The organism is Thermoplasmata archaeon (assembly GCA_038851035.1).
GTDB lineage: Archaea > Thermoplasmatota > DTKX01 > VGTL01 > VGTL01 > JAWCLH01.
Genome location: JAWCLH010000009.1, coordinates 33,253 through 46,779, shown reverse-complemented (window position 1 = coordinate 46,779; position 13,527 = coordinate 33,253). Strand labels below are relative to the sequence as shown.

Annotated in this window: 10 protein-coding genes; 2 read left to right on the top strand and 8 right to left on the bottom strand. The window is 62.6% G+C overall.

Annotated features, from left to right (window positions below):
- Positions 1-14: 14 nt before the first annotated feature.
- A complete protein-coding gene (locus tag QW379_04410; GenBank protein ID MEM2869648.1) occupies positions 15-1,433 on the bottom strand; it encodes a GTPase in 1,419 nt (472 codons plus the stop codon).
- 125 nt (positions 1,434-1,558) lie between these two features.
- Here QW379_04410 and QW379_04405 point away from each other — a divergent pair, with 125 nt between their 5' ends.
- On the top strand, positions 1,559-5,347 hold the full coding sequence (locus tag QW379_04405) for a right-handed parallel beta-helix repeat-containing protein (GenBank protein MEM2869647.1): 3,789 nt from the start codon (positions 1,559-1,561) through the stop codon (positions 5,345-5,347).
- A gap of 58 nt (positions 5,348-5,405) precedes the next feature.
- Here QW379_04405 and QW379_04400 read toward each other — a convergent pair whose 3' ends face one another.
- The 7 genes from QW379_04400 to QW379_04370 form a co-directional block, all read right to left on the bottom strand.
- Complete coding sequence (locus QW379_04400) at positions 5,406-6,113, bottom strand: helix-turn-helix domain-containing protein (GenBank protein MEM2869646.1); 708 nt, start codon at positions 6,111-6,113, stop codon at positions 5,406-5,408.
- A 658-nt stretch (positions 6,114-6,771) separates the two neighbouring features.
- Complete coding sequence (locus QW379_04395) at positions 6,772-7,773, bottom strand: aminopeptidase (protein MEM2869645.1); 1,002 nt, start codon at positions 7,771-7,773, stop codon at positions 6,772-6,774.
- A gap of 114 nt (positions 7,774-7,887) precedes the next feature.
- Positions 7,888-8,529: a radical SAM protein gene (locus QW379_04390; protein MEM2869644.1), complete on the bottom strand. Its 642-nt coding sequence runs from the start codon at positions 8,527-8,529 to the stop codon at positions 7,888-7,890.
- Complete coding sequence (gene queC, locus QW379_04385) at positions 8,526-9,386, bottom strand: 7-cyano-7-deazaguanine synthase QueC (GenBank protein ID MEM2869643.1); 861 nt, start codon at positions 9,384-9,386, stop codon at positions 8,526-8,528. The genes QW379_04390 and queC overlap by 4 nt, the downstream gene beginning before the upstream one ends.
- 128 nt (positions 9,387-9,514) lie before the next feature.
- On the bottom strand, positions 9,515-10,804 hold the full coding sequence (locus tag QW379_04380) for a thiamine-phosphate kinase (protein MEM2869642.1): 1,290 nt from the start codon (positions 10,802-10,804) through the stop codon (positions 9,515-9,517).
- Complete coding sequence (locus QW379_04375) at positions 10,801-11,175, bottom strand: 4Fe-4S binding protein (GenBank protein MEM2869641.1); 375 nt, start codon at positions 11,173-11,175, stop codon at positions 10,801-10,803. The genes QW379_04380 and QW379_04375 overlap by 4 nt, the downstream gene beginning before the upstream one ends.
- A 46-nt stretch (positions 11,176-11,221) precedes the next feature.
- Positions 11,222-12,187 (bottom strand): aldo/keto reductase, encoded by a 966-nt coding sequence (locus tag QW379_04370; GenBank protein MEM2869640.1) that lies wholly within the window; start codon positions 12,185-12,187, stop codon positions 11,222-11,224.
- A gap of 355 nt (positions 12,188-12,542) precedes the next feature.
- On the opposite strand from QW379_04370, the gene radA reads away from it, so the two are divergent.
- The gene (radA, locus tag QW379_04365; GenBank protein MEM2869639.1) at positions 12,543-13,484 is read left to right on the top strand and encodes a DNA repair and recombination protein RadA; all 942 of its coding nucleotides are present in this window, start codon (positions 12,543-12,545) and stop codon (positions 13,482-13,484) included.
- Positions 13,485-13,527: the final 43 nt, after the last annotated feature.

Here is a 13,527-nt window from a genome sequence, read left to right as displayed (position 1 = left end):
CTCTCATCCCTTTGCTACGGTCTCTCTCGCGGTGCCGCCCCCCTCTCGAACGAGACCCGGGGGTACCGGGTCAAGAGACTCCGCACCCTCCAGTTGCGCAGCAGAGCCCCCTTCACCTCGGCCATTCCGCCGGCGACGGCCGAGACCCTCAGCCCCTCCTCCCTCGCCAGTCTCCCGACCTCATCCGCTGGTCCCTTTATTGTGCCGTAGAAGAAGTCATCGAGAGATTCGATGACCAGCCGGGTGAGCTCGGGGAGGCCCGTGCCGTCGAGGGCAGAGGTAAGACAGTACTTTTGAAGCCCGTGCCGGAGCGCGATTGCAGAAGCCCTGCGCATGCCTTCCTCTCTGCCCACTAGATCCATTTTGTTGAATGCCGCGACAACTGGCACAGTTGCGCCGCCCTTTCTGAGCACTCCGAGCGTCGTCGCGGTCTTGACTTGAATCTCTTCTAGGGGGTCCGATACGTCCACGACCACAACAACGACGTCGGAGAGGAATACCTCCTCGAGCGTTGACCTGAACGCTTCGATGAGCCAGGGGGGTAGGTCGCGGATGAAGCCGACGGTGTCGGTCAGCAGAATTCGGGAGCCCTGCACCCCCCAGCTGCCCCCCGTTAGCGCCGCGGCGGTACCCCCCGCCCTCGCAAGGGGCGTGCCGTCTCCTCTCCCCGTGTGGCCTCCCCCGCCCTCAGCCTCCGCCAGCCGCCTCGTGGTTGTCGAGAGGGTGGTGAACAGCTCTGGGCCGACGGGGCTGTCCTCTGAAGTCAGGGCGCGAAATAGGGCGCTCTTACCCGCGTTGGTGTAGCCCGCGAGGGCGACAAGCGCCCTTCCCCCCCTCCTCCTCGTCTTGCGCCTCTGGGCCCTCTCCTTTCCGATGGTCTCGAGCTCCTTTCTTATAGCGGCCATCCTGGCCCGAATCATTCTGTAGTAGTCGTCGACTTGGTACTCCCCTCCCGAGAAGAATAGGCCAGGGTGCTCCCCCGTTCTCGTCCTGTGAATGTACTCGCGCACCAGAGGAACCTCGTAGCGGAGCCTCGCCAACTCGACCTGCAGCCTTGCCTCCCTGCTCCCGGCGCGTCTGCTGAATATCTCCAGAATCAGGCCCACCCTGTCCAGCACGCGGGTCCCGAGCTCTTTTTCGAGGTGGAACACCTGCCCCGGCTTGAGGGAGCCGTTGAATATCGCCACACACTCCCTCCCTCCCCGGCCACCCCACCGCTCCCCGGAGTCCTCCAGCTGCCTCAGGAAATCCGCCACCTCGCGGACCTTTCCCTTCCCGATGTATAGCTCAGCGTCCGGGCTCTCTCTCTTCTGTACGAAAGTTCGGAGGACCTCATACCCAGCGGACCTCGCTAGCTCCAGAATCTCGGCGGTGTCCTCCTCCGTGGAGAGGATAACGGCGTGGCCAGCTCCCCCAGCCGCTGTCGAGTGCACAAAGCCGGAATGAACCACAGATTTATTAAATCACACCTTGTGGCTGTTGACGCAAATCCACCAAAGGCCTTAAATTCAGGGACCCGAATTCTCAAACGACTCCTGAAAACAGGAGGGAATTGCCTATGAAGAATAATGGAAAGGCGGGGCTGGTGCTCACCGCTCTTGCCCTCTCCCTTCTCATGCCTTCTGTTCCCGCCTCCAACGACCCCCCGCCCTCGGGCGGCACGGTCACGGGAAACTGGACCGTTACGGACGCCCGGACATACACGGGCGTGAGCATTCTTCTTGACCACGGCAACCTGACCGTGGCGTCCGGTGGCAGCCTCACACTAGACCACGTCTCGCTCCGCCTCAGACTGGACACCAGCGGCCAGTTCGGCATCGAGGTCCAGTCCGGGGGAAAGCTGGTCGTCAGGAACGGCTCGACCATATCCTCCACAAATGCCTCGAACAGGTACCTGTTCAGAATTCGGCCGGGTGCGTCGGTGACGCTCTCGGGCAGCACCTTGAGCGACGTGGGCTACACCTACACGAACAGCCCCTCGGAGAACAACGGCGTTTACGTAGCTTCTGAAAATGTGACCATCGACTCCTGCACCTTCATCAACTCGACCCACGGAGTCTATCTCGACGGTGTCTCGCCCTCCGTGACTTCCTGCGGATTCTTCGACATCGCCTCCGCCGGCATCATGGCTTACGGGGCCAGCCCGGTGGTCAACGGCTGCGAGTTCACCAGATGCTACTACGGCGTCTACAGCTACTTTTCGTCGCCAACCGTCTCAAGCTCGAGCTTCACGGATTGCCGATACGGCGTCTACATGTACGGCCACTCGAGGCCCAAGGTCCACAACTGCACTTTCCAGGGGTCGGGATACTTCGGAATCTACTGCGCCTACTACACCTCGCCAGACATCGAGGACTGCACATTCGTCCGCAACGGACTCCTAAGTTCCTCCTACGGTGGTGCCGCATACTACGGCCAGATGACGAGTGGGGGGTTCCGCAGAAACAAGGTCACGACCCCAGACCTGGGCTACGGAATTCAGCTGACCGACGGTTGCCGCCCGGTTGTCGACCAGTGCGAAATATCGACCAAGTCCCGACCCGCAATCTCGGTGACATCCTACGGTGCCGTGGAGATTGTAGAGAGCGCTATTAGCACAGGAGACAGCTACGCCATTTATGCAGAGCACTACTCCTATGTGGCCCTGAGCAACTGCGAGGTTACCGCGCGCTCCTACGGCATCTACCTCTACACGGCTCAGTGCAGCCTCAACAGAACGAACCTGACATCAACCGCGGGCTCGGGAGCGATTCTATACTACACCTCCTTCATTTCCGCCGATAACTGCACGATATACGGGGACCAGCTCGGAATGTATGTGCTCTACTACGGCTCGGAGGCCGTGCTCAACAGGACCACGCTCGGTGGCCGCAGCAGCATCGGCCTCTACCTCAGCGGGTCCCTGGCCACTCTCCATAACTCCTCGGTCTATTCGATTCGAAGCAACGCCATCTACACAGCGGGTGACAGTCGCCTGACAGCTGTGAACTCCACAATAACCTCGAGCGCCCCCGGCGTCGCCTGCATCTACGTCGGCGGGCCACGCAACGAGCTCGACCTCACCAACACATTTTTCGACCAGTCGAAGGTCACATTCACGGAGCCGACGAGCGTCCTTCACCTCTCCTGGTTCCTGACCGCAGCCGTCCAGTGGCAGAACGCCGCTCCAGCGCCCGGTGCTAGAGTCAGGGTCACTGATTCGAGCGCGCGCCTCGTCTTTGAGACCGAGACAGGGGAAAGAGGTGAGTGCCCCACTGTTCCGGTGAGACAGTACTCGAGAAGCCAACTCACCTGGCAGAACTTTACCCCGCACGAGATATCCGCCCTGGCCGGCGGGGTCAGGAGGTCCGAGAGGAAATCTCTGACGACAAATACGGTGATTCGCCTGACACTCGCGGACCCCGACCCCCCCCTCCTGTGCATAACTCATCCGAGGGATGGGCTTCGCTCGACCACTGGTCATATCCGAGCCGAGGGAACAGCCGAGGACTACGCCTCCGGTCTTAACAGAGTCGAGTACGCGGTAGACGATGGCAACTGGAGCCGCGCGGATGGTCTCGACAGATGGAGCTTCGACTTGGACCTCCTCGATGGCCGCCACTTGCTCAAGGTCCGCGCGTTCGACCGCGCCGGAATGTCGAGCGTGGCCGCCGCCTCCATACTCGTCGATACCGAGCTCCAGCTACGGGTGGAAACGCCTGAGGAGGGTGCGCTCGTGAACAAGAGCCCCGTCAGGGTCTCAGGGGTGGCGGAGCCCATGTGCTGCGTCACCGTCAACGGCCTTCCGGCGGAGCTCGACCCCGAGGGCAATTTCGAGGCCCTCGTGGAGCTAGGGGAGGGCCCCCAGACCCTGACAGTCGTTGCAGTGGACGAGGCCGGGAATACGGCGGTAGAGACGAGGAACGTCACTGTGGACACGGTCGAGCCCGCGCTGATGATTCTCTCGCCCGCCCAAGGCCACGTGACCGCGTCTAGGGTAGTGACCATTAATGGCCAGACCGAGCAAGGCGCCTTTGTTACGGCGGGTGGATTACCCGCAATTGTGGGGCCTGATGGAGTGTTCTCCGCGCAGGTGCCTCTGCGCGAGGGCAACAACGCAATTCAGGTAACGGCGGCGGACGCTGCCGGAAACCTCAACTCCACAACCCTGCTTGTGGTTCTGGATACCGTTCCCCCCTCCCTCGTCATCCTCCACCCGTCCGACGGGAGTCTGACCAACCGTCCCCTCCTGACAGTGTCGGGAGAGAGCGATGGCGTTGAGGTCACCGCCGGCGCGACGAGGACATCGCCCGTGGAGGGCCGCTTCTCTCTCCAGCTCCAGCTCGAGGAGGGACCGAACCATATCACGCTGAGAGCTCTCGACGCCGCGGGCAACGCCAACCAGACCCATATCACAGTGACACTGGACACCATCCCCCCCTTCGTCCAGCTCGTCCACCCAAGGCCGGGCTTCGTGACCAACAACGCGGCCCTGACGGTCAGCATCGTCACCGAGCCGGGGGCCGAGGTCACTGTCAACGGCCTTCCCGCGACAAACACGGGTGGGAGCCTCAGCGTCCCCATCAGGCTCTCGCCGGGCCTGAATACGCTCACCGTGAGAGCAGTCGACGGGGCCACCAACGCCGCTTTCGTCAACACCACCGTTGAGCTCGACCAGGTGCCCCCGCCTCTGGTCATCTCGAGCCCGCAGAGCGGTTTCCGAACCTCACAGGACACGGTAATGGTCCGGGGCTACACGGACCCCGGGAGCTCGGTCACTGTCAACGGCATCCTAGCACAGATTGACTCTTCGGGAAGGTTCGCCTGCGAGATATCGCTTCAGGAGGGCGAGAACTCGCTCGTACTCACTGCCGTGGATAGAGCGGGCAACCCAACGACCAAGGTCCTGAGAATCACCCGAACGGGCCCCCTTTCCCTTTCAAAAGAGGAGACGCCACTCCTCTTCGTCGGTCTCGGGACGGGTCTCGTCGCCGGGGCCGTGGCCGGCTATTTAGCCGCCATGCGGCGAAGGAGGAGGGAGGAGGCTGTGGCACCTCTTGAGCCATCGATAGGGAGGTACAACGTCGAGGCAGTAGGGGAGGAGGTTCTGGAGCAGGAGGTTCCCGCGCCCGCGCAGCCCACCACACCACCCTTCCCGCCTCATTCCGAAACGCTGGAATCCGAAGAGTGGATTCCGTCGGTTCCAGCAGCGGAGAGTGCTCCCCATATGGAGCCTGTGCCGCCGATGCCGAGGATGGAGAAGCCCGAGGAGCTGAGCTGGGAGGAGGAGGCGCCGCATAGCCGAGAGGGCGGGCGCGGAGATCCCGGGGTGAAAAGGGTGGAGGAGCTGCTGAGGCGCCTGGGATGACTCCTCCCCTCCCTAACTAGAAAGGGCAGCGGCGCGGGGCGTCTCCTCCCTCCGGGCCTCAGATGAGCCCCCCGTCCAGCCCGACCATTTTATAGAGGCGCTCCAGCTCTTCCCGCCGCACCCTAAGCTCCTGGGCGAGTTCATCGAGGGGCGTCTCCGGGTCCTCCGCGAGAAGATATAGCACCCTCCTTTCTTTATAGCTGTCTGTCATCCCGGCTATGATTCCGCATGCCTCTCTCAGAATCTCCTGCTTGGCCGAGGCGAGGGAGGCTCTGCGGCTCTCGAGCTCCGCGATCTCACGGTTGATTTTCGAGAGAACGCCGATTAGTTCCCTCAGCCTTGCGGCTGGCTCGCGGGTCTCGCCCCTCTCCTCTTTTAACTCCGCGATTGGCGCGTGCCCTGACCCTCCCGCCACTCCAGACCCCCGGCCCTGGCCCTCGCCGGCTTCCAGTGGAATCAGCCTGGCCTCGAACGCTCCTGGACCGAGGTCAATTCGAATCGAGAAGCTCCCCGTGGAGACATAGCACTTTCGCGGGGGACCTAGCCGTGAACTCCTCCTCTCCGCGCACCTGACCAGCCTGTACTTCCTGAGCACGCTCAGGTGCTTCATTATCGCCTGCTGGCTCACCCTGAGCTCCCTAGATAGCTGGAGTGGGTAGTGGGTCTCCTGCGTGAGGCGGGCCAGAATCTCCCGGCGCAGGGGGTTCCCGAGCACCGCCAGCAGCTCGTCGATGGTCAGCTCCCTCTGCTTCGCAACGCGGGGCATGGATGTTAACCTTTGGTTTATATGCTAGTTCCTATAGAAAAATTTTTCGGCACACTCAGTCCGCCCGAGGGGACCAGAAATTATTTCATGGGAAAAGTATTTTGAAAATGCCCCGACTTGAAAACAGGGGAACCCGGCCCCCCATCCTCCCCCACAGAATCATTGCAATCGTCCAGTTTCTCACAGCCTCCTCCGCGCCCGCGCCAGCACCGGTGCGTCTCGACCGCCCCGGTGGAGACGCGTCTGCATTTATCCTACTAAGCATGAGCTTGAGGGAAATGCACGCAGGGGAGGGTTCATACCGCCCATTGACACGCATTGGTGGGGAGCCCGCGGAAGCCCAAGAAAAACCGCGCCGGAGAAGCTACAGAGATTCATCCCCGTCCCCTGCCTCTTCGCCCGGGAGCGGGTCTACGATATCGTCTAATACCCTCTCGGAGCCCGTCTCCTCAATGCTGTTCGCAATAACCCCGGGCATTTACACGCAACCGCCAGAGCGGGCTTCCTCCGGACTCTGCGACGTGCGCCTGTCACGACCCTGACTATTACCTCTAGTCCAGGTCCTCACATTCCCTTTCCACGGACTCATGTTGTTTTTGCGGTTCATAACAACAACATTAAATGCATCCATCATTGTGGCGAGGCGCGCCATGACCGCTCAAGTGAGTCTCCCGTCATTCAACAACGTCCTTCTGGTCCCGCCACCGAACACAACTTCAATAGTCGGCCTGTGGAATAGGAAGTCCCGGTGCGTCTTCGAGTTGTTTCTCCCGCCCGGCATCTCCGTGTTGTTGCCGAAAGCAATGTGGGCCGTGCCACCGGCCTTCTCGTCCTCGAGGAGGTTGCCCGTGATTCTCGCCCCTGGGTTGAGGCCGATTCCCAGCTCCCCGACGACACCGGCCATCACGTCGACGTTTAGCAGCTCCCTGAGCCTGTCGAGAAGCTTCCCCGACCCGCCCTCGACCTCCTCAATCCTGCCCCTCCTGACCGAGATTCTGAGGGGCTTGGGGACTGGTCCAAGGTCCCCTATCGAGCCGTCGCACACGACGACACCCTCTCCGGATTCCTCGATGGGTGCGCACCATATCTCGCCCGCGGGGAGGTTCCCCATCGCGCCGTTCTTAATAAGCAGGTCCGTCTCGAATGGCCGGCCCTCGATGCGCAGGGCGATGTCCGTGCCGGACGGAGCGGTGATGCGGACCTCCTCCGCCCCTCTGAAGCGCTCTATCAGGGCGAATGCCTGGTTTGCTATTGCCCTGTAGTCCACGCTCATCGGGCCCTCAGTCATCATTTCCTCTGTGATTCCGGGCGCGTGACCCACTCTAGCTCCCGTCGCGATTTCCCTCTTGATGAGCGCTATCCTGACGGGAGTCTCCTCCGCGATACCGGAGAAAGCATTGATGAAAACATGCCTCTCCGCCCTTCCTTTATAGGAATCCACGAGCTCCCCGAGCTCAGCGGGCAGCTCGACCATCGGCCTCTTCTCGGGGAGAAGGTACCTCTGGACCTCCGCGCCGAGTCCCCTCGCCCCCTCTTCAAAGGCCCTTCCGATCGAAAGCTTGGGTCTGTCCGTCACAACCAGAACGGTGGACCCCTTTCCTACCTCGAGAACAGCCTCCAGGGCATTCCTGGCCCCGAGAACCATCTTTCTCTCCTTCACGCCCCTACCTCCCCACACGCGGGGTTATGGACGGGGGGATATACATGCATTGCCCATCTCGACCGTCTCCCAAATGTGCCCCTGGGGTGACTGAAAGGCATCACCGGCCGTCTCCTACCTCCCCCTCGCCCCCCCGCCCCAGATGATCTTGTGGAGCTGGGGCATCACTCGAGCATCCAGCCCGTCAGAGAGAACCCAGCCGACCAACCTAGAGGGCCTTGAGCTCCAGACGGGCTGGAAAACCACGGCCGCCTCCGTCCGGTGCTGCCTCAGCACCCTGCGCGCATGGAGGTAGTCCCTCCTATCTCTCACGACGAACTTTATTTGGTCCCGGGCCCTAAGCTCGCCGAGGTTCTCGAGCCTCATCCGCCTGTGCATCCTCGACGACGGGCACTTCACGTCCATCGAGACTCTCAGAGCTGGTGCGCCCCTCAGGGAGAGGAGAGCTCCCACGGGGAGGGAGCCGTTGGTCTCTACGGACACCTCCCGCCCAGAGCTCAGCAGGCGCGCAACGAGTTCCTTTGAGTCCGGCTGGAGGAGCGGCTCGCCCCCTGTCAGGCACACTCTATTGCATCTGAATGCTTCGACGCGTCGGATTATCCTGTCAAGTTCCCACTCGCTCCCGCCGTCAAAAGCATACTTCGTGTCGCACCAGCTACAGCGAAGATTGCAGCCCACAGTCCGGACAAAAACGGTCGGGAGCCCCGCGTCCACACCTTCTCCCTGAATTGAGTGAAAGATTTCGCAGATTCTCATCGATGCGCCCCCCTCACCCCTCTCCCGCGTTCTCGAGTTCGGTCCAGATATCCATCCCGCGTCTTTCTCTCACGTCCCCCTCCAATTTTTATCCGGCGCCCAGCCCGGCGCTGCCCTGCCCCCCCATCCGCATCGGAGCCGGAGGGGCTCGAGAGCGGGTCCATCACTCCGGCTTCCCTGAAGCCTCTCGCTCGAAGAAGACACGCGTCGCAACGGCCACAGGGCCTCCTCCCACCTTTGTAGCAACTCCAGGTCAACTCAAACGGAACACCCAGCTCATTTCCTTTTCTGACGATATCCCCCTTGGACATCCGGAGCAGCGGGGCCACAACACGAATTCTTCGTCCCCTCGCCCCCATCTTTGTTCCCGCGCGCGCCGCCCTCTCGAAGGCTGAAAGGAATTCAGGCCTGCAGTCGGGATAGCCAGAGTAGTCCACGACGTTCGCTCCGATAAATATCGCGTCCGCCCCAACCCTCTCAGCATATGCTACCGCATAGGCCAGGAGGACAAGGTTGCGCGCGGGCACATATGTCGAAGGAATCTCCCCCTGCCGCCTCGTTCTCCCCTCCGGCACCCTGAGTTTCATGTCTGTGAGGGCGGAGCCACCGAGACCTCCGATTCCTGACGATATCACCCTATGCTCCCTCGCCCTAAAGAAGCGGGCGAGGCTCGCCGCGGCTTGGAGCTCCCTCCCGTGCCTCTGGCCATAGTCCACGGTGAGCGCAAAGAGCTCGTAGTTCCTTGCCCTCGCAACGGCCATAGCGGTCGCCGAGTCCATACCGCCCGACAGGAGAACGACCGCTCGCTTTCTCCCGCGCTTTCTTCCGGGCCCTGACCCTGTATCTCCTGATTTCATGTCCGTAACCTCACTTCAGTCCAGATTTGACAGCCCCGGCTCAGATTCGTCCTCGGATGTCCCTTGCCGTGCCTTACCTCCATCACTTGGCCCTTCCCACCCGCGTCTCCACACCCACTCCTAATCCCTCATTCCACCCGCGTCACGAAGTGCTCCCATCCGCCGTACCCCATGGGCCTGACGCGGCCCCGGTCGAGGAGTAGAACCCTCCGGCCGCCGGTGACTTTTCCGACCATGGTTATCTGGGTGCCGGTCCGGAGGATGGCTCTCCGGACACGCTCCCATTCCCCGGGCGGGAGCGCCATTAAGAGCTCGTAGTCGCCGCCAAAGTTGAGGGCGAGCTCCTCCGGAGACATCGTCAGGGAGAATCGCAGCCTCCGGGTCGTCTGTCGCGCGCGGGAGCCGGCGGATTTCCCGGAATGACAGCCGGAAGCACGCCCCAAGCAGATTTTATAGAGCACGGGAGCGACCGGCAGGCGCTCCAGCTCGATAACCGCGCCCGTGCCGCTCGCCTCGCAGAGCTGGTGCACTGACGCTGAAAGGCCGTCGGAGATATCGGTGCAGGCATGGACCTTCCTAGTCCGGGCCGCGGCCCTGCCCTCCTCGAGCCTCGGAACGGGAGCGAGAAAGCGGAGGAGTGCCTGCTCCTTAAGCGAGGAAGGACCACGAGAGGCCCGGGAAAGCCGCAAACGCTTGAGCCAACCAGAGCCGAATCTCGAGCCGAGTATCCTCCGAATTTCTTTCGCCCCTCCCGTCGCAACCACATCTCCGGTCGATTCCGCTCCCCGCGCCCCTACGTCCCCTCCACCCGCCAAATCCTTTGCTGGGACTCCCCGCCCTGTATCTCCCCTCAGAAAAAGATACCCCACCGCGGCCTCCCCGAGAACCCCGGTCACCGCGAGCAGGTCGCCGGGCCTTGCCCCGCCCCTCGGCATAAGCATTCCCCGGGGGACTCTCCCGATGGCTGTCCCCGATATCGCGACCTCAGCGCCCTCTTTCGTGTCACCGCCGAGAATGACGGTGCCGAACCGCGCGCAGCAATCCCTCGCTCCCCTCATTATTTCGAGGGCCACGTTCTCCTTCGTCCCAGGAGGCAAGAGGAGGGACATGAGAACGCCTAGCGGCTCGCCGCCCTTGGCCGCGATGTCGCTCAGGTTGACTGCCGCCGCGTGCCAGCCCCATATCCACGGAGCCTCCATGGGCACGTGGGTGCGGGGGGAGACGACGTCCGACGTCGCGAGCAGGAAGGCTCCTCCCCACTCGATAAATGCGCAGTCGTCGCCGGGCGCTCCGAAGACGACCCCACTGGGCCGCGCGTGGCTCCGGCGGTGGCCTCGACCCTCCCCGGTGGGACCCACACCGAGGAGGCGGAGTATGTCCCTGACCACCCTCCTCTCGCCCAGCTCCGAGAGCTTCAATGCAAATCCCCCCCGGCAGGACCGGGCCGGCCCCTCCCTGAGAGCTTGGAGGCGAATGCCCCCTCAGGAGACCGCACCTGACTCGGGCCCGATGCCGCCGCCACGCTTTTCTGGGCAGTCCCGGGAGGGCACGGCCTTCTCTCCGCCTCTCTCTCCACAATCACGAGTGCGCCCGATGGGCAGCCACGGACGCAAATGCCGCAGCCCGTGCATCTACCAGTGTCCACCTCGAGAAAAGTCTCGTGCACAGTCAGCGCCCCTAGCGCGCAGAGTGCTTCGCAGGAGCCACACAGGAAGCAGGTCTCGCGGCGCCAACGCACTGACCGCTCTCTCCACCGCTGCCTCGGGCCCGCGCCATTTCTAAACCTCACGTAGGACGCATCAGGCGGCCAGGATAAGAACATTGCGAAGGAGCCGTCAGGACCTCCAGAATGTCCTGAGAGGCTCCTCGCCCAGCGCGTCCGAGGCCTCATCCAGCTCGTCGAGCTCGCTCCTCGTCAGATTCCACTGCAGGGCGCCCTTCACGTCCACTAGCTGGCGCAGGTTCTTGACACCCACAATCGGTATCGCTCCCTTCGCCCTGACCCAGTTTATGGCGAGCTGGGCCATCGTTGCCCCCCTCCCCTCCGCCATTCTCTTCATGGCGTCAAGCAGGGGGGCCGCGCGCTCCAGAAGCTTCCGGCTGACCACCAGCCTTCGAATAGGGTTGCGGGGGAGTCTGTCCGGGCCGTACTTCCCGGCAAGAACGCCCCAGCACAGGGGCATGTAGGCGAGCACGGTCACCCCTCGCTCCCTGCACATTTTCAGCAGACCACCCCGCTCGTGCTTTCTGTAGAGAAGGCTGTAGTGCAGCTGGTTCGAGTCGAGCCTCGCGCCGAGTGTCGCGAGCGCGTCAAGCGCCACGCCCATCTCTGCGGAGAAGTAGTTTGAGACTCCGACACCGCTCACAAGGCCCTCGCGCTTCAGCTCCGCGAGGGCCTCCATCCATCGGGGCACCCGGCTCAGGCTGTCGAACTGGTGGACCTGGTAGAGGCCGACCCTCTTCAACCCGAGCCTCCCGAGACTCCCCACGAGGGCCCTCCTGACGGAGCTTTTCCTCCTCCGGTACAGGGGCGAGAATTTTGTGGCGATGACGGGCTCGCCCCCCTCCCTCCTGATGCACTCGCCCAGTAGCCTCTCCGAGGCGCCCAGACCGTAGAGCTCGGCGGTGTCGAAGAAGTTGAGACCGCTGCGCAGGCACTCGGAGTAGACCTCGGAAATGTCCCTCTCTCCATAGCCTCTCCCATATCCCCAGACGATTCTCGAGCCCCAGGACCAGGTCCCGATGCAGACCGCGGAGACCATGAGCTCCGTGCTCCCGAGCCTGAGCCTCTGCCCCTCCATCGGAACCACCGGTGGCTCGATGGAGGGCGGTTTAATTAAAATTTTGGGGGGTCTGCGTGTGGAAGTGGGAGCGAGATGCCCCGGGCAGCCATGTCCCTCGCACCCAGCGCGCGGGCGTCCTCCTCAGCCGCGCCGAGAAGCGCTCTCCCCATGCCCCTGCCCCGATAGTTCCCCCTGCCCTTTCTGTGATCGCGGACCCGGGTGTCTCTTGGGGACGTAATGGTGAAAACGGCAGGGCGTGTCTGGGGCCCCGGGGATTGGCTGCAGGCCGGGCGGGGCACGACACGCCCCCACTTTCGGTCACCACCAGCCAAGATTTATATGGTACGAGTCAGGTTTTGGAACGGGATCGGCGATGGCTGAGAAGAGCATAGAGGACCTGCCCGGCGTGGGCCCCACGACGGCCGAGAAGCTCAGGGAGGCGGGCTACAGGGACTTAATGGCGCTGGCAGTAGCCTCGCCCGCAGAATTGGTCGAAGTGGCGGAGATAGGGGAGGCCACGGCAATAAAAATCATCAACGCCGCGCGAAAGGAGGCGGATATCGGCGGTTTCGAGACCGGCGATGTTATTCTGGAGCGCAGAAAGGGCGTCGGCAAGTTGACCAGCGGAGCCAAGTCGCTGGACGATTTGCTCGGGGGCGGGTTCGAGACGCAGGCAATCAGCGAGGTCTACGGCGAGTTCGGGAGCGGCAAGACTCAAATCGCGCACCAGCTCGCCGTCAACGTCCAGAGGCCTAAAAAAGATGGCGGTCTCGAGGGGCAGGCGATAATGATAGACACCGAGAACACCTTCAGGCCCGAGAGGATTATCCAGATGGCCGAGGCCTACGACATGGACCCGAAGGAGACGCTCCAGAACATCAGGGTCGCCCGCGCCTTCAACTCCCACCACCAGATGCTGTTGGTCGAGAAAATAGCGGAGCTCGTCAAGGACATCCCGATAAGGCTGATTGTTGTCGACTCCCTGACCGCGCACTTCAGGGCCGAATACGTCGGCCGCGGCGCGCTCGCAGACAGGCAGCAGAAGCTCAACACGCACATGCACAATCTGCTCAGAATCGCGGATATGAGCAACGCGGTCGTGCTCGTCACGAACCAGGTCCAGGCCAAGCCCGACACATTCTTTGGCGACCCGACGAGGCCGATCGGGGGCCACATCGTCGGCCACACCGCCACTTTCAGAATCTATATGCGTAAAAGCAAGGGCGACAAGCGCATCGCGCGTCTAGTGGACAGCCCCAATCTGCCCGAGGGAGAGGCTGTTATATCGGTCACCAGGGACGGAATTCGCGACTGAGCGCTCCCGATTTACGGCCCCGCGCACCGCTCCGCTGGGCCAT